The 16,427-nt window shown below is 47.0% G+C and carries 16 protein-coding genes; 8 read left to right on the top strand and 8 right to left on the bottom strand.

Annotated elements, in window-relative coordinates; genetic code table 11:
• The 5 genes from KO531_RS18705 to hemC all read right to left on the bottom strand — a co-directional run.
• On the bottom strand, positions 1-1,510 hold a 1,510-nt coding region (locus tag KO531_RS18705; RefSeq protein WP_219251947.1), incomplete at its 3' end, for a retention module-containing protein.
• A gap of 432 nt (positions 1,511-1,942) precedes the next feature.
• The gene (locus KO531_RS18700; RefSeq protein WP_219251946.1) at positions 1,943-3,109 is read right to left on the bottom strand and encodes a heme biosynthesis HemY N-terminal domain-containing protein; all 1,167 of its coding nucleotides are present in this window, start codon (positions 3,107-3,109) and stop codon (positions 1,943-1,945) included.
• Positions 3,106-4,287, bottom strand: a complete 1,182-nt coding sequence (locus KO531_RS18695) for a uroporphyrinogen-III C-methyltransferase (protein WP_219251945.1) — start codon at positions 4,285-4,287, stop codon at positions 3,106-3,108. The genes KO531_RS18700 and KO531_RS18695 overlap by 4 nt, the downstream gene beginning before the upstream one ends.
• Before the next feature lie 60 nt (positions 4,288-4,347).
• Positions 4,348-5,088, bottom strand: a complete 741-nt coding sequence (locus KO531_RS18690) for a uroporphyrinogen-III synthase (protein ID WP_219251944.1) — start codon at positions 5,086-5,088, stop codon at positions 4,348-4,350.
• Positions 5,089-5,092: 4 nt separating this feature from the next.
• Positions 5,093-6,025 carry a hydroxymethylbilane synthase gene (gene hemC / locus KO531_RS18685; RefSeq protein WP_105250441.1) on the bottom strand — a complete coding sequence of 311 codons (933 nt, stop codon included), beginning with the start codon at positions 6,023-6,025 and terminating at the stop codon, positions 5,093-5,095.
• A 202-nt stretch (positions 6,026-6,227) separates the two neighbouring features.
• On the opposite strand from hemC, the gene KO531_RS18680 reads away from it, so the two are divergent.
• Positions 6,228-8,639, top strand: coding sequence for a class I adenylate cyclase (locus KO531_RS18680; protein ID WP_105250440.1), 2,412 nt, complete (start codon positions 6,228-6,230; stop codon positions 8,637-8,639).
• 83 nt (positions 8,640-8,722) lie between these two features.
• On the opposite strand, the gene cyaY is transcribed toward KO531_RS18680, so the two are convergent.
• Positions 8,723-9,052, bottom strand: coding sequence for an iron donor protein CyaY (cyaY, locus tag KO531_RS18675; protein ID WP_131523369.1), 330 nt, complete (start codon positions 9,050-9,052; stop codon positions 8,723-8,725).
• 79 nt (positions 9,053-9,131) lie between these two features.
• On the opposite strand from cyaY, the gene KO531_RS18670 reads away from it, so the two are divergent.
• The 7 genes from KO531_RS18670 to KO531_RS18640 all read left to right on the top strand — a co-directional run bounded on the left by KO531_RS18670 (position 9,132) and on the right by KO531_RS18640 (position 14,556).
• A complete protein-coding gene (locus KO531_RS18670) occupies positions 9,132-9,323 on the top strand; it encodes a lipoprotein (RefSeq protein ID WP_168825920.1) in 192 nt (63 codons plus the stop codon).
• A gap of 57 nt (positions 9,324-9,380) precedes the next feature.
• The gene (gene lysA / locus KO531_RS18665) at positions 9,381-10,625 is read left to right on the top strand and encodes a diaminopimelate decarboxylase (protein WP_131523370.1); all 1,245 of its coding nucleotides are present in this window, start codon (positions 9,381-9,383) and stop codon (positions 10,623-10,625) included.
• Positions 10,626-10,701: 76 nt separating this feature from the next.
• Positions 10,702-11,529: a diaminopimelate epimerase gene (gene dapF / locus KO531_RS18660; RefSeq protein ID WP_105250436.1), complete on the top strand. Its 828-nt coding sequence runs from the start codon at positions 10,702-10,704 to the stop codon at positions 11,527-11,529.
• The gene (locus KO531_RS18655; RefSeq protein WP_131523371.1) at positions 11,526-12,155 is read left to right on the top strand and encodes a DUF484 family protein; all 630 of its coding nucleotides are present in this window, start codon (positions 11,526-11,528) and stop codon (positions 12,153-12,155) included. The genes dapF and KO531_RS18655 overlap by 4 nt, the downstream gene beginning before the upstream one ends.
• Before the next feature lie 57 nt (positions 12,156-12,212).
• Complete coding sequence (xerC, locus tag KO531_RS18650; protein WP_219251943.1) at positions 12,213-13,133, top strand: tyrosine recombinase XerC; 921 nt, start codon at positions 12,213-12,215, stop codon at positions 13,131-13,133.
• Positions 13,133-13,864, top strand: a complete 732-nt coding sequence (locus KO531_RS18645) for an HAD-IA family hydrolase (protein WP_219251942.1) — start codon at positions 13,133-13,135, stop codon at positions 13,862-13,864. The genes xerC and KO531_RS18645 overlap by 1 nt, the downstream gene beginning before the upstream one ends.
• Positions 13,865-13,977: 113 nt before the next feature.
• Complete coding sequence (locus tag KO531_RS18640; protein ID WP_113940843.1) at positions 13,978-14,556, top strand: HupE/UreJ family protein; 579 nt, start codon at positions 13,978-13,980, stop codon at positions 14,554-14,556.
• Positions 14,557-14,585: 29 nt separating this feature from the next.
• Here the strand turns inward: KO531_RS18640 and KO531_RS18635 are convergent, their stop codons facing one another.
• On the bottom strand, positions 14,586-15,089 hold the full coding sequence (locus KO531_RS18635) for an ATP-binding protein (RefSeq protein WP_105250431.1): 504 nt from the start codon (positions 15,087-15,089) through the stop codon (positions 14,586-14,588).
• A 132-nt stretch (positions 15,090-15,221) separates the two neighbouring features.
• Positions 15,222-15,977, bottom strand: coding sequence for an iron-sulfur cluster repair di-iron protein (ric, locus tag KO531_RS18630; protein ID WP_219251941.1), 756 nt, complete (start codon positions 15,975-15,977; stop codon positions 15,222-15,224).
• Positions 15,978-16,427: the final 450 nt, after the last annotated feature.

Below are 16,427 nucleotides of genomic sequence, written 5' to 3'. Positions count from 1 at the left end.
TGTCGACGTCGGTGACGGTTAAGGTGCCGGCCACCGTTTGTACTGTGCCTGGCAGGGTGTCGGAATCGCCGTCTTCGGTGACGGTGCCAGCATCGCTGTCGCCGTTACCGAGCGTGATGTCAGCGGGATCGTCGACAGGATTAACATTAATGGTTAGCGTTGCCGTTGAACCAGTGTTAGTTGTGTAGGTAATGACTGGTACTTGGCCATTCCAGTTGGCATTGGGTGTGAAGGTGTAAGAGCCATCGGCATTGATGACTAAGTCGCCGCCTTCAAGTTCAACTGTGGTGCCTGCGGCCACTGTATCGCCGTTCACGGTGAAGCTAACGACCGATAAGGTGTTATCCACATCGCTGTCATTGGTGAGCACGTTACCGGTGGCAACGGTATCTTCATCAACGGTATTAGTATCGTTGGCTAACGCAGAGGCATCATCAACAGGGGTAACATTAATGGTTAATGTGGCCGTTGAACCAGTGTTAGTGGTGTAGGTAATGACAGGTACTTGGCCATTCCAGTTTGCATTCGGCGTGAAGGTGTAAGAACCATCGGCATTGATGACTAAGCTGCCACCTTCTAGGGAAACAGTGGTGCCTGCGGTAACGGTATCGCCATTCACAGTGAAGCTGACAACGGAAAGGGTGCTGTCGATATCGGAATCATTATCAAGCACATTGCCAGTTGCTGCAGTGTCTTCTGCAACTGTGGCGCTGTCATTTGCAAGGATGGAAGGATCATCGACAGGGCTGATATTAATGGTTAGCGTTGCAGTTGAGCCCGTGTTGGTTGTGTAGGTAATGACAGGTACTTGGCCATTCCAGTTTTCATTCGGCGTGAAGGTGTAAGAGCCGTCGGTATTTAAAACTAAAACACCACCTTCGAGAGTCACTTCTGTGCCTGCTGCATAGGTGGTACCGCTGATTTCGAAGCTCACAACACTTAGAGTGGAATCCACATCAGTGTCGTTATCGAGCACATTGCCAGTCGCTACAGTATCTTCATTGGAAGTGTTGCTGTCATTAGCTAGTGCTGAAGGTGAGTCTGCTGCAATGGTGAATTGTGGAATATTAACCGTCGTTCCAGTCAGTGCTTGGCCGCTTGTTGAGTAGCCTGAAGCTGCAATGGTTTCTGTGCCGCTACGGGCTAGAGTGACATAGCCCGAGTTACCATCACTGCCTGGTGTGTTACCTGCTGCGGTTTCTGGTAGGTTCTGAGTTGGGTCTTCACCGGATGCAATAAGATCTTGTAATGCTTGAATTTCATCTAGGGCTGCTTCGTTAGCCGTGCCAGAGGCTGCTGCAGTAGTTTCGCTGGGCGCGACTTCATTTGATAGCTTAGTGCCATCATCGAAGGTAATTTCATAGGTTGCGTTTTCGCCAATATGGAGCACAGCACCTTTAGGGAGTTGTTCGCCATCCTTAGCGGGTTGATTTGAACCATCAACTTCGACATTGATTTGCCCTTTTACTAACTTAAGCAAACCTTTCTTTGATGTAATTACCGATCCCATAGTAAGCTCCCAACAGCCAAAGTGTGTTAATCCATAGACGCACAAGTCCAACAAATATGTCGCACTGTGATACAAGTGGTGGAATTTTAGCTAACGAAACGACTTAAGTCAATTTTTTGACGCGCTTGTGTTGCCTGCTCTTATGCGGTTTTACGGATCTTAATGCGCAAAAGTGACAATTTTTAGACCTGTAACTAGATGTAGTAGTTATATCTATAAAAAGAGCCGTATTTAGTACTTTTTAACTCTAAGATTAAGCATAGTTATAAGAAATTAATCTGGATTGGGAGAGTGGTTTTTACGGAAAAGAAGCGACACGATCTAGTTTTTAACATTTTTGCAAGTTCAGTGGGTTTTAATATGCCAGCATTGGCAAGTGCCGTGATCTTTCGTTACTCAAATCACGGCGACTAGGTTGCAGGCATTGTAGAACTACAGATTAACCGCCTGACGATAACTTTGATTTGCGTTACCTTGTTCGCCTAACTGTTCTTGAATCCGCGCAAGCGCCAACCAAGAGGCTTTTGTGGGTTCGAGTCGGCAAACATTTTGCCAGCAGGTTCTGGCTTCTTTCATATCCCGTGTTTGCTGATAAAGTTTAGCTAAGCACATCTGGTAGTCGGCATTATTCTCATGGGTGATTTCATGCTTGAGTAACTGCTTACGGATTTCTGTATCTTGGGCTGTCGTTATTTCTGGAATGACTTCTAAAAGCGCTGATTCAGGAGCAGTGCGTAATTTTTTCGAGAGTAGCTTCAGCGCTTGCTCTTTGCGATTAAAGCGGCATAAACCCACAGCATAAATCGCCAAAAACTCAGACTGATTGCGCTCACTGCGAGATAACCACTGCCAGCATTGTTCTAAGGCTGCTTCGCCTTTAATGGTTGCGGCTTTGAGTAAAGCGCAGTGAGTGATTACATTGAGTTCATTTAGCTGGGTGTCATCTAGGATCTGGCGCTTCTTCAAAATAGGTAACAATAGCTTGAGCGCATCCCAATCCTCTTGCGCTCGATATAACTCGAGGGCGAGTTTGAGTACCGGTGCTTTGCTCTTACTTGTGGGGGCTAATTTATCGAGCTCGGCGCGGGCTAAAGCTAACTCTCCTTGTTTTAACAGATATCGAGTACGCGTGGTTGCGACGGCATTCGCGGCCAGCGGTTGTGTTGCTGCACGGTCAAGATATTGATCACGCTCTGCTATTTTCTGTTGGTACTGGGCAGCACGAGCCGCTGCAAGTAAATTAAGTGCAGGGAGTTCGCCATTGTCGGCGCCTTTTATCATAGCGCGTTCTGCTGCTGGCCAATCTTCTTCTGCCAGAGCCAGTGCACCCATTAAGGTATGCTTTTTCGCGGAGCGACGGCGCCAGTGGCGAGGAATAAAACGGCTACGCAGCATGAGATTAATGGCGCTAATCACCAACCATTCTAGTACTTGGAACATGGCATAAAATACAATTAAGGCAATGATCCCAAAGACTAAACTGGTCTCAATCTGGTAGTCACCTGCCGCAATGTATACATAACCTGTGTTGCCCACCAACCAAGGGCTAATGCAGAGCCCTATTAGTATTATCCCTAAGAAAATTAATATCTTGATCATAATGGCACATCCTCTGATGAGGTCAGCTCACCATAGCTTGTCAGCTGTAATAGCAGAGGTTTTGCGGCAAAGGATTTCAGAGTAATAGGATCAAGTTCTAATGTCGCCAATTTATCGATTTTGGCGATGGCTTCAGCAGTGCTGTGATCTTGAGTATCAAAATAGGTTTGAATCCACTTACGCACCATCATTAATGATTGGTGATAAGCGGCTCTGTCGTAGCGGTATAACGCAAGTTGAGATTGCAGCAGTTTATGACGAATGTTTTCAACCAGATACCACTGTTGCTCAGGAGCAAGTAAAGCGGGTGCATCGGCGGTTCTATGGCGTATGGTGATAAAGTCTTGGGTTAACGCTTTCCACGTCTTCCCTAAGTTGCTCTGCCAGTCATTTAAATCGCCAGTAATGTTTGTATCTTCAGGGGCATCGGTTTCTGCATCGGTGCGATTAAGTGGCAGCTTATCGAGTTGCTCAATTAAGGCATCGAGTGCTAATACACTACCATCAATATCTGTGGTTTTAATACTTGCAGTCGCGGCGATATCTTTTGCCAGAGCTTTACGAATAGGTAGCAAAGCGGGATTGTTCATGGCGGCGATGGTTTCATCCGCCGACTTTAATAGATCGGTGGCGGTGCGGGGATCTTTTTCTAACCAAAGTTTACGGCCCGCCATGTTTACTAGATATTCGGCTTCTGACGCCATCCAATGCGTTGAGCTGCGTTGGGCGAGTTTATTGATCCTGTCCTGCAGTTGATTTTGGTCTTCTGCCAATTTTGTTAATTCTTGATAGGTCTTAGCATCATTCAGTTGTTGCTGTTCAAGCTGGCCAATACGTTGATTGGGTTGTAGCAGGGCTTGCTGTAATTGGTCCTGCAGGGCGATATTTTTCGCATCCTGCGCCAGCAGTTGCTGTTGCATCTGTTGGTATAACATAAAACCGCCGCCAAGGGTGCAAGCGGTTAAACCCAGCGCTAATAACACCCCAAAGCGAATCGCCCACGAGCTTCTATTGGATGCTGGCGTTTGACTCGGCGTGCTTGAAGGTGTGGCTTTGGCTGTTTGGGATTCAGAAGATGGCGCTGAAGTTATGGGCGTGTCATCAGTCGTTATTGATGGTTCAATAATAGAGGTAGCCTGTAATTCAGGGCTCTTTGCGTCGTGCTTGTTGTTATCCATTTAACAGTCCTTGAAAACATGCTACTGCCGAAATTCGAGTTAAATCGGGCTAAATAGCGCTTAGAGTTTAAGGGCGTTTAGCACGGCTTTGCTGTTGGCGGCATTGGCATTGGTGACTTGGGTTATACCAAAGGCGTGAGCTTGAGCTTCTACTCGGTTACTTGGGACTATGATATGACATGAGCGCAGCCATGCAAATAACTCTTTTGGCACTAGATTAATCAGGTTATCCAGTACTTCACCGCTGGTGACGACAATAGTGTCGATGCCAAACTCTTGCCATTGTTGTGCGATCTGTTGTCCATTGAGTGGTGGACAAGCCCGTTGATATACTTCCCAATAGCGCACTGTTGCCCCGCGCTCAGCCAGTCGTTCAGCTAAGGCTTCACGGCCACCAACGCCACGTATGATCGTAATCTGCTTACCTTTAATATCTTGCAAAGGCGCGAGCGTGAGTAGACCTTCGGTCTGCTGACAATCATCTGGGGCTTCGAGGGCTTCAATGCCGAGTTGATTTAATGCTTCCCAAGTCGCATGACCTACGGCGAAATATTGAGCTTGAGGCCAGCCTTTTATTCGAGAATGAGCGGTTGTTAAGGCATAGTCGGCATAGCTGACTGCATTAGCGCTGATACAGATAATCATATCGGCGTGTGCCAGTGGGTGCGAGTTATTCGTTGTGATGGGCGGCGTTGCTTCGACACACAGTAGAGGTGTAACCCAATGGCTAATGCCTTGTTGATTCAAGGCATCGGTCATGGACTGATTGCGCCCTTCTGGGCGCGTCAGTAAGACTTTCATCGACTTAGGCTTTAGCGTAAACAGCGTCGAGTATGCTTTTTGCGCCTTTGCTCAATAGCTCTTCGGCAAGGGCAACCCCTAATTGCGTGGCGTCGGTTTTTGGACCTGTGATCACGCCTTCGATGATTTCACTACCATCAGGGTTACCGACTAGGCCGCGTAATGTCATCTCATCACCATTGATTTCGGCAAATGCGCCAATCGGCACTTGGCATCCACCTTCTAGGCGCGTGTTCATCGCGCGCTCGGCAATCACACGGTAGCGCGTTTCTAAATGTTCTAATGGTGCCAGTAGAGCCTTAACGCGTTCGTCGTTGGTGCGACATTCGATACCCACAGCGCCTTGGCCGTTGGCGGGCAAGGATTCTTCGGCAGAGATAAAGCTAGCAATCCGCTCAGATAATTTCAGGCGAATTAAGCCAGCAGCAGCAAGAATAATGGCATCGTATTCGCCGTTATCAAGTTTAGCTAAACGAGTGCCTACGTTACCGCGTAAATCTTTGATAATAAGGTCAGGGCGTGATGCGCGCAGTTGGCATTGACGACGTAGGCTCGAGGTGCCCACAGTTGCGCCTAATGGTAATTCGCTGATCGTTTTATATAAATTCGATACAAAGGCATCGCGGGGATCTTCGCGCTCGCAAATAACTTCAAGGCCTAAGCCTTCTGGGAAGTCGACGGGCACGTCTTTCATTGAATGCACTGCGATATCGGCAAGATCGTCTAACATAGCGACTTCAAGCTCTTTGACGAACAAACCTTTACCGCCCACTTTGGCTAGCGGCGTATCTAAGATAACGTCGCCTTTAGTGCTCATTGGCAGCAATTCCACCACAATACCGGGGTGAATGCGTTCTAATTCGGCTTTAACAAATTCAGCTTGCCACATGGCCAGCGGACTCTTGCGGGTTGCGATACGTATGCGGTTCTCAGACATGCCTAGTTTCCATCAAAGATCTTAGTTGCGCCAATGCTAACATTGGCAAATCGTTTATGTAAGGAAGCCGTATCGATTCTTTGAAGTTGGCGATGTTCTAGATACCATGAAAGTGTGACGGGCTTCACGTTTAGTTGCTCGAGTTTGTAAAAGTGTTAACATGAGCACATTTCCCATAAGTGCTTAAGTGTTGTGTTTTTGAATGGATCGGCAAATACAGTTTCCTGATATAGCAGAAAGACTTAATAAGGTACGTATTGCACGCGCCCTAGCTTTGCTATCGCCGCTACAAAAACACTTATTCCATTTGATCCCTTTTTTAATTCACCAGAACGGTGTTCAGTATCCTGGCTATCATGCCGCCAATACGCCCTGTGGAATCAACGAGTATCAGGTTGGTGAGACTGAGTCCCAGGCCTGCGATGTGTTCTCTCTGCCTTTTACTACTCAAGAAGCGGATATCAATGCCTTTGAAGGCGTTTATGCGATGGGGAGTACTGGCAGTTTTGGCCAAAATGCCAAGAGCGATGTCGATGTTTGGTTAGTACATAGGGCCGATCTGTGTGCTGAGGATTTGGCGCTAATCAAGATTAAAGCGACTCGATTGACTGCTTGGTTTGCCGAGTATCAGTTTGAGGTGAATTTTTACTTAGTTCATCCGCAGCAGTTTTGTGGCGGTAAAGCCGTTCGTGGATGTCAATCAGCAATGGCCCATGAGCATAGCGGTAGTATGCAACATTGGTTATTACTTGAAGAGTTTTATCGCAGTCAAATTCGTTTGGCGGGTAAAACGATTGCATGGTGGCCAGACGCTAAACTCAATCCTGCGCTCTTGTCCTTAGGCGATGTACATGAATTACCTGCGAGTGAGTACTTTGGTGCTTCGTTATGGCAGCTCTACAAGGGCTTAGAAAAGCCCCATAAGGCACTGATTAAAGTATTGCTACTCGAGGCTTATGCCAGTGATTATCCCCATTCAACTCTGCTTTGTGATCACTTATGGCAGAAAACGCTCGCCGGTGATTTTTCGACTTCGAATGATGCCTATTACTCTATCTATGAGATTATCGAAACCTATTTACTTAAGCAGAATGATACTCGCCGACTAGAGATAGTGCGGCGCTGCTTCTATTTAAAATGTGGCGTGCACTTGAGTCGAACCCAAGAGGGCAAAGATTGGCGTTATCCTAAATTGCAAAAGCTGGTGCAGGATTGGCAATGGCCGGATAGTCTGATTAGCACTTTAGACAATTGTGAACATTGGCATAGTGGCCAGCTCAATTGGTTTAACGAGCAACTGAATGAACTGTTATTAGCAAGCTACCAAACCTTATTACGCTTCGCATCGACACATGAGTTAAATGAAGGTTTGCGGATTGAAGATTTGGGAATGCTGACTCGCAAGTTGCATACCTATTTTAGTCAAGATGAAGACCAAATCGCTAAGCTGAATCTGCTGTGGAGTGCTTCAGTCGCTGAGTCCGAAGTGACTATGGTCTCAAGCTCCCGCGAGCGTCAATATTATCTGTATCGACAAGGGCCTCAGCCACAAAATTTGTTAGGCGAGTCGGCAATATGTAAGGGAAAAACCCCTTCAGCCTTAATGATTTGGGCATGTTTAAATGGGATCTCGACGCCGAGTACTCAATGGCATGAATATGGTCAGAGTAAGGCAAAGTCGAAACGGCTTACCGAAGCTTCTAAGCGGTTACTGAATTTTATCGACCACGATTGGCGTGTATCTAAACGTGACTTATGCCAGCCATGGCATTTTCGTAAGCTGATTTTCGTGCTCAATCTGGATTGCGATCCCACCATTGAATGGCAAGGACAGGAAATGATGGTCGATGTGATGAATGCGAACGTGTTCTCACTCGGGCGTAAAAAAGCCAATATGCTTGGTGCGTTAGATGCGATTTGCTTGAATAGTTGGGGTGAATGGCAGTGTCATCGCTTCGAAGGCGATACCGCGGTATTGCAAGCCTTAGCCTTTGTAACGCCGGGGCTAAGACGGGCCAGTTTACCTGTGGATATGGATGTGATCAGCTGTTCACAGAAGTTACGCCCACAGCTTAAATTAGCAGTGAAAAATCTACTAAAACAAACCATGCGTTTGTGCCAACAAGTGCAGCAATCCAGCACCTTAGTGCAGCCACTGCAGATAAGTCGTACTCGCTATGGGATCTTTTTTAATCCTTTAGGTATGGCTTATCAGGACTTGAGCGATGCCAAGTCATTTTATCAACAGTTATCCCGCAGTCATCTTGTACTATTGCCGCGGCCTGAATTAGGTGACGATCCCTTTTCGAGTATGCCGAAAGTGGTGCAAAACTATGCGGCTAAAGGCGCTATTCAGTATTTTCTACGCCAACGGGTCGATAACTTGGATGTATTTATCCTCGATGAGGAAAATCAACTAAGCCATTACGTGCAGGCGGGATCAAACATGGCCGAGTTGGTAAATAAAGTGAGCCATCACTATGTGTTCGATGAGCATTATGCTTCACGGGCGCGGTTTAATATTCCGCAATTTTTCCATTTAGTGCGGGTAGCCGGAGAGTTAACGGTGGCGCCTTTCGGTATCGATGTTAGCGATCAAGACACTGAGTTTTAGCTGGTTTTTAACATAAATAATGGGAGCTAAGGCTCCCATTATTGTTTTGCACTATTACGGTTTTGCACTACGACAGGCTTAGATTAGAAGCTAAGCTTAATGCCGCCTTGGCGCTCGATAGACTCTTGCACGAATGGCATAAACTCGCCGCCATTTCGTCCGTCCATCCATTTACCTTCAACAAAACCAAAGTGATATCCACCAAAGCGTGTGGCGACCCAAATCTCATGCAAAGGTTCTTGCTTGTTGATCACTATCTTAGAGCCATCAACAAATTCTAATTGCAATACGTTGCCACTGGCATCGATATCAAGATCGGCATCTTGATCATCAATCGCAGTTTCAATCGCATTTTCTATGGCTTGGAACATGTCATCGGCGAGCTGGTGAAATTCTGTATCTGTCATGGCCATGCATTTCTGTCCTTTGCTTTCGTCAAGATGGGTGCGATTATAAGGCCATTAGTCACCAGATGCACAGATGTTGAGAAAAATGAGACTGTTTTTATTGTTATTGCTTGGTAGCCTATTCATTACTGCATGCGGCCAGAAGGGCCCCCTCTATCGATCTCCGGCCACAGAGGTGAATCAGCCTAAAAAGGTTGAGGCGTCTAAACCTGAGCCTGAAGTAGAAGAGATTAAAACCGAAATTCGAGCCATCGAAGTACAAAAAACACAACAATAATAGCAGCTATAACTATCATCACTATCGCAGCGATAAAGCGCAGTAAGGAATCAGACATTGGATCACTTTCTCTACCAACAAAATGCCCTGCACGCAGAAGGCTGCCAGGTCGCCGACTTAGCTCAAACCTATGGTACGCCGCTGTATATCTATTCCCGCGCCACGCTAGAGCGCCATTGGCATGCCTTTAATAACGCCGTGGCAGATCATCCACATTTGATTTGTTACGCGGTTAAAGCTAATTCGAACTTGGCCGTACTGAATGTGTTAGCACGTTTAGGCAGTGGTTTTGATATCGTTTCGGGTGGCGAGTTAGCAAGAGTGATTGAAGCGGGCGGCGATCCCGCTAAAGTGGTGTTCTCTGGCGTGGGTAAAACTGCGGCCGAAATGGAACAGGCACTTAATCTGGGCATTTATTGCTTTAACGTCGAGTCGAGCGCCGAGCTTGAGCAGTTAAATTTGGTCGCAGGTCGTTTAGGTAAAGTGGCGCCAGTTTCCTTGCGAGTCAATCCCGATGTGGATGCGGGTACTCACCCCTATATTTCGACTGGTCTTAAAGAAAATAAATTCGGTATCGCTATGGATGAGGCCGAAACTGTCTTCGCCCGTGCCCATGCTTTGCCACATTTAAAAGTGAAAGGTGTCGATTGCCATATCGGTTCGCAATTGACAGAAATTCAACCTTTCCTCGATGCAATGGATCGTATGCTAGCGTTGATCGATCGTCTGGCTGAACAAGGTATCGTCATCGAGCATTTTGATGTGGGTGGCGGTTTAGGTGTGACCTATGATGCTGAAACCCCGCCGCACCCTGATGTGTATGCCGCCGCCATATTAGCGCGTTTGGGCGACCGTCAACTTAAGCTGATCTTCGAACCGGGCCGTGCGATTGCCGCCAATGCGGGGATTTTTGTTACTCAGGTGCTTTATCTGAAAGAAAACAGCGACAAGCGTTTTGCGATTGTCGATGGCGCGATGAATGACTTAATTCGCCCAGCACTTTACAGCGCATGGCAAAATATTATCCCAGTCGTGCCAAGGGACTCTGAGGCCTATGAGTTTGATATTGTTGGTCCAGTCTGCGAAACAGGTGATTTTTTAGGTAAAGATCGCAAGCTGGCTTTAGTGGCAGGGGATTTACTTGCTGTGCGTTCGAGTGGTGCCTATGGTTTTGCGATGGCCTCTAACTACAACACGCGTCCTCGTGCGGCTGAAGTCATGGTCGATGGTGAGCACGCTTTCTTAGTGCGTGAGCGAGAAAAATTGTCTCAGCTCTGGCAAGGTGAGCAACTCCTGCCGTAAACTAGAAAAATTATATTGATTCAGGCGCTTGGTTTCATACTTAATGAGCGGCGCCTCGGCTTAAAGGATAAGTATCTTGATCCAATTCACTAAGATGCACGGACTGGGTAACGATTTTATGGTGGTCGATGGGGTCACGCAGAACGTGTTCTTTTCGCCTGAGCAGATCCGCCGTTTAGCCGACCGTAACTTTGGCATAGGTTTCGATCAATTACTGTTGGTTGAGCCGCCTTATGATCCCGATTTAGATTTTCATTATCGCATCTTCAATGCCGATGGTACTGAAGTCGAACAATGCGGTAATGGCGCCCGCTGTTTTGCCCGTTTTGTGCGCAATAAAGGATTGACCAATAAGAGTAAAATCCGTGTTAGTACTTCATCAGGTAAGATGACTCTGCGTTTAGAGCGAGACGGTACAGTTACCGTGAATATGGGCGTGCCTATTCTTGAACCAAGTCTGATCCCCTTTAAAGCCAAGAAAGCCGAAAAAACCTATTTACTGCAAACACCACTGCAAACCTTTTTATGTGGCGCGGCTTCTATGGGCAATCCCCATTGTGTGCTCGACGTTGAAGATGTGGCGAGCGCCGCTGTTGCTGAAATTGGTGCCATGCTCACTAAGCATGAGCGCTTTCCCCGTGGTGTGAATGTGGGATTTATGCAAGTAGTAGATTCGGGCCACATTAAGCTGCGGGTGTATGAACGTGGTGCGGCCGAAACTTTGGCCTGTGGCACTGGCGCGTGTGCAGCTGTGGTTGTAGGTCAAGTGCAAGGGAAGCTCGGCCAGCAAGTGCGGGTGGATTTACCCGGCGGTACTTTAACCATCAACTGGGAAGGCGAGGGGAAACCTTTGTGGATGACGGGCCCAGCGCAGCATGTTTACGATGGACAAATTCAGTTATGACAGAGCCCTTGATGCCGCAGACGAATGTGCCCTTTGATGAGTTGATTATTCGCGAGTATCTGCTGGATAATCCTGATTTTTTCAATCGCTATCCTGAGCTATTGCTGGCAATGCGTCTGCCCCATCTGGAGCGCGGCGCCATCTCTTTGGTGGAACGTCGTCAAGAAATGCTACGCCAGCGAGTCAGCCAGTTGGAAGAAGAGATCACCAGTCTGTTAACGATGGCGGCGCGCAACGAGAAAATTTACCAATTCAATACTGAGTTATCCTTCCAGCTACTGAATTGTGCCGATCTAGTGTCACTCAAAGAAGTGCTGGCCGACAGTTTAAAATTACAGTTTAATTTCAGCCATGTGCGTTTGATCAGCGTTCTCGATGCTGATATGAAGGCAATATGGGATCAAAGACTGCATAAAGGTCACTATTTTGGTCGGCTAACGCAACAAGAAGCCAAACGGTTATTTGGTAGCGAAGTGGGATCGGTGGCACTGACTAAATTGTCGGAAGACAACCCGGTGATTTTTGCCATTGCTAGCCAAGATGTCACCCATTTTCATCCAGATATGGATAACATGCTGCTGGAACAGTTGCGGCGTTTACTGGCGCATATGCTTGCCAAGCTGTAACGGTCGTTGAGCTATAGTGCTCACCCAAAGCTTAGCAAAACCCACGAGGAAACCGATATGAGTACGCAAACAGGCGAAGTGTCGGCATTAAATACTCAATGGTTACAAACCTTTGAACGTTATCTGAGTACCGAGCGACAGTTGTCTGCCCATACAGTACGGAATTACCTTTATGAGCTTAATCGCGGTAGCGATCTCTTGCCCGAAGGCGTGCATTTACTCAATGTGAGCCGCGAGCATTGGCAGCAAGTGTTAGCCAAATTGCACCGCAAAGGTTTAAGCCCGCGATCGCTTTCTCTGTGTTTATCTGCGGTAAAACAATGGGGTGAATTTCTGCTGCGCGAAGGTGTGATTGAGCTTAATCCCGCCAAAGGCTTAAGTGCTCCCAAACAAGCTAAACCGCTGCCGAAGAATATCGATGTCGATGCCATCAGTCACTTGCTCGACATTGAAGGCACAGATCCCTTGAGTCTGCGGGATAAAGCCATGATGGAGTTGTTTTATTCCAGTGGTTTACGTTTAGCAGAACTCGCCGCGCTTAATTTATTCAGTGTGCAATACGATTTGAAAGAAGTGCGAGTCTTAGGTAAAGGCAATAAGGAACGTATCGTCCCTGTCGGTCGTTTGGCGATTGCTGCGCTGCAGAATTGGCTCAATTGCCGAAAGCAGATCCCCTGTGAAGATAACGCCTTATTTGTAACCGAAAAGGGCAAGCGACTCTCCCATCGTAGTATTCAGGCGCGGATGGCGAAATGGGGTCAAGAGCAGGCATTATCGGTGCGAGTACATCCCCATAAGTTGCGTCATTCCTTTGCCACTCACATGTTAGAAGCGAGCGCCGACTTGCGAGCGGTGCAAGAATTATTGGGTCATGCGAACCTAGCGACCACACAAATTTATACCAGTTTGGATTTCCAACACTTAGCTAAGGTGTATGATAACGCCCATCCTAGAGCGAAAAAAACACAGGATAAATAATGCGTTGCTATCTTAGGCCTCAACATATTCAAGCGATCAGTTTCGATCTCGACGATACCTTGTACGACAATCTGCCGCATATTTTAAATGCCGAAGCTGAGCTGGCGACGTTTCTGTTGCAGACTTATCCATTATCGCAGGCGTGGCAACCCCATGATTGGCGCAGGCTAAAACTGCAACTTTTGCAGCAAAATCGTGAGCTCGCCCACGATACTAGCGCCGCCCGTTTAGCTACGCTTCGCCAAGGCCTAATACAATTAGGATATTCGGCGACTGAAGCCGAACGCGGCGCCGAGCAAGGATTAGCATGCTTTTATTTTTATCGCAGCCATTTTCAAGTGTCTGACGAAGTGCTCTTATTACTCAAGCGCTTATCGCAGCATTTTAGATTAGTCGGGATCACCAATGGCAATGTGGACGCCGAGCGGATTGGTTTAGGGGAAACTTTCGAGTTTGTGTTGCATCCAGGTAATGGCGTGCATATGAAACCCGCTAAAGACATGTTCGCATTAGCTTGCTCGCGGTTAAAGATTGCACCGCAACACTTACTGCATGTTGGTGATAGCATGAATGCAGACGTTCGTGGTGCTCGGTTGGCGGGGTGCCAGTCTGTGTGGCTAAATCCCAGTTTTGGTCGAGTCGATTCCTTACCGATAGCCGCCTTGTTGCCCCATTTAGAAATAGCCTCCCTCGACGCTTTGACAAAAGTATTGGCTATCGACGTAAACTAACTTAGCGTGCATTTTTAATCTGTATCTTTGGGTGATTGAGATCAAGGTTTGCCAGCCAAATTTGCACTAAAGTTAAGTTTTATATCACTAAAGTCACTGACTAAGGCTATTTTATGGCGCGTATCGGGTTGTTATTACTGCTCTCTTTATGTTGGATCGCGCCGGTATCGGCCCATGAGATCCATTCAGGTGGCGGTTTCATGTCGGGTTTTAATCATCCCGTATTGGGCTTCGATCACTTGCTGGCTATGTTGAGTGTGGGCATGTTGAGCACCCAGCTCGGTGGCCGCGCGATTTGGACTGTCCCCTTAGCATTTGTCACCTTTATGTTAGTGGGCGGGATTTTAGGTTTATATGCGATTGCTGTTCCCTTTGTTGAAATAGGTATTGCCCTTTCTGTGTTGTTGCTCGGTCTTGCTATCGCCTTCGACCGTCAAATCCCGCTGTTATTCGCCATGGCCTTTGTGGGTGTATTCGCGATTTTTCATGGTCACGCCCACGGCGCTGAAATGCCGGAATTGGCCAGCCCAGTCCTGTATGCCCTAGGATTTTTATTTGGTACAGCAGTCATCCATTTAGGCGGCGTAATGATAGGCCTTGGAATGCAGCGGATGACAGGGCAACGCAATTTAATGCGCGTTACTGGCGTGGCGATTGCGGCCATGGGCGGCTATCTATTAGCAGGTTTTTAAAGTAATAACAGGATGTTAGATTTACTGGATTAACGCGCCTTGAGTTGCTTCATGCAAAGATGGGCGCGGCGTAGCAGTAGATTGACTTGCCGACGGCTCGCGTGCATGTCGGCATCTCCCACTCTAAAATAACTCCCAGTGTAAGGATCGCTGCCTACGTAGATAGGTTTGAGCTGCTCAGGCGCCAGCGGTACGCGGATACGAATCAGCTTTTTATTCATAATTTCAATAATCTGCACATCTGAAATCGCTAAAAGATTGTGACTAGTGCGACTCGGGTCATCGAGTATTTCCCAAAATTCTTGTAGAACAGGAAGCGGGTTGGGAATGCCTTCAATACTGAAATGGCCACGTTCTTCACGTACCCCTAGGATGATCTCGCCACCCAAAGTGTTGGCAAAAGAGCTATAAGTCGCCCAAATGTCTTCGGGTAATTGACCTTGGCCATCGCGGCCACCTGCGAGTTTAAATTCTACTTGGGCCGATTCGTGTAAATTGGCAATATCATCGAGTGCAAATGATTGAAATGTCATGGCAGCTTATCCGTCAGCGACACATGACTTGTTGTAGCACGTCAACAATTGAAAGGCCAGACTTAGGTCTAGCCTCAATGTTAAGCGGATAATCCGTAATTTGGAGCCGCTACGGGATAAACATTTAATCAATTATTGGGTGAGACCCAATGCCTTAGGAAATAGAATATTGTTTTCTAAGTGAATATGCTGATGTAAGTCCGCCTCAAATTCCGCCAGAGTGGCATAACAAACACGCCATGTAGTGCACGCATATTCAGGTGGTGTGAAGTCGTTAGTGAGTTCGTGTAATTTTTGCAAAATCAAACCGACTTCTTCATGCTCATGTTGCATCGCATTGATGGGGTTGCCAATATGGCCAAAGCAAGCCTCAACCTGCTCTCCATGACTCATGGCGCGGATCGCCGGAAACAGTATTTTTTCTTCCTTCATTAAATGTGGCATTAAGTCTTCAACTAAGGCTCGTACCCAACCCGCAAAGGGAACGATTTCGGCATAGTGCTCACCGTGAGCGCGAATCATTTTCTCAGAATATTCGACTAATAAAGGGGCTTTTTCGCGCACGTATTGATGGTGCGTTGATTCTATATATTCGATAAGTTGATCTAAGGGTAATTGATTTAATTCATCTTCTTTGCCACCAGTAAGTGTTGCGGCATTCAGCGCAGCAACCACTTTTGCGGGATCTACATCTGCACGCTCACAGGCGACCACTAGTGATTTACCCCCGCCACAACAAAAATCGATACCAAATTGACTAAGCACATGTGCGCGGCGAAAGTCTTCTGCCACTAGTTCACCTATTTTTCGTTCTAGCCAATGATTGTGTTGAGAATTAAACCCATGGGGTGGGAGTTGTGCATCTTTTGAGACAGAAGTAGCAGACATGAGTAGCTCCAGAGCAGCAATAAATTTACATTCATATTATTTGCAGCTTTTAACTATGACAACTAAACCCGACTAAAATAGTCAGGTTTTGCAGTACCAGTCACATAAATGGAGTCAAATAGAAGGAAGGCTATCTGATTGTTCTGAGCTACAAGCAACAGGAAGCTAAGATGGCTAGCCCGTTATTTTGACCTTGTAACCTTATCAAGTTGACGTTGAATCAGTTCGCTGGAGATTTGATTCATCTTAAGGGGAAAACCGCCCTCAAAGAGCCAAAAACGAGGCGCGATGGCGGGTTTTAGGGGGGCGTGAATCAGTCTGGTGAGAGTGATTCACTAACTCTGTTTTTGTCATTGTAGATTACCAAATGTATGGCATAAACGGCCCTTCAGCCGACAAACAAGCGAGAAATCACTTATGGACATTTTAGCATTAGGAATGCGAACGGTT

The sequence above is a fragment of the Shewanella sp. NKUCC06_TVS genome (assembly GCF_019345515.1).
Classification (GTDB): Bacteria; Pseudomonadota; Gammaproteobacteria; order Enterobacterales; family Shewanellaceae; genus Shewanella; species Shewanella oncorhynchi.
Note: the sequence above shows the minus strand (reverse complement) of the source record. Positions and strands in the feature narration are given on the sequence as shown.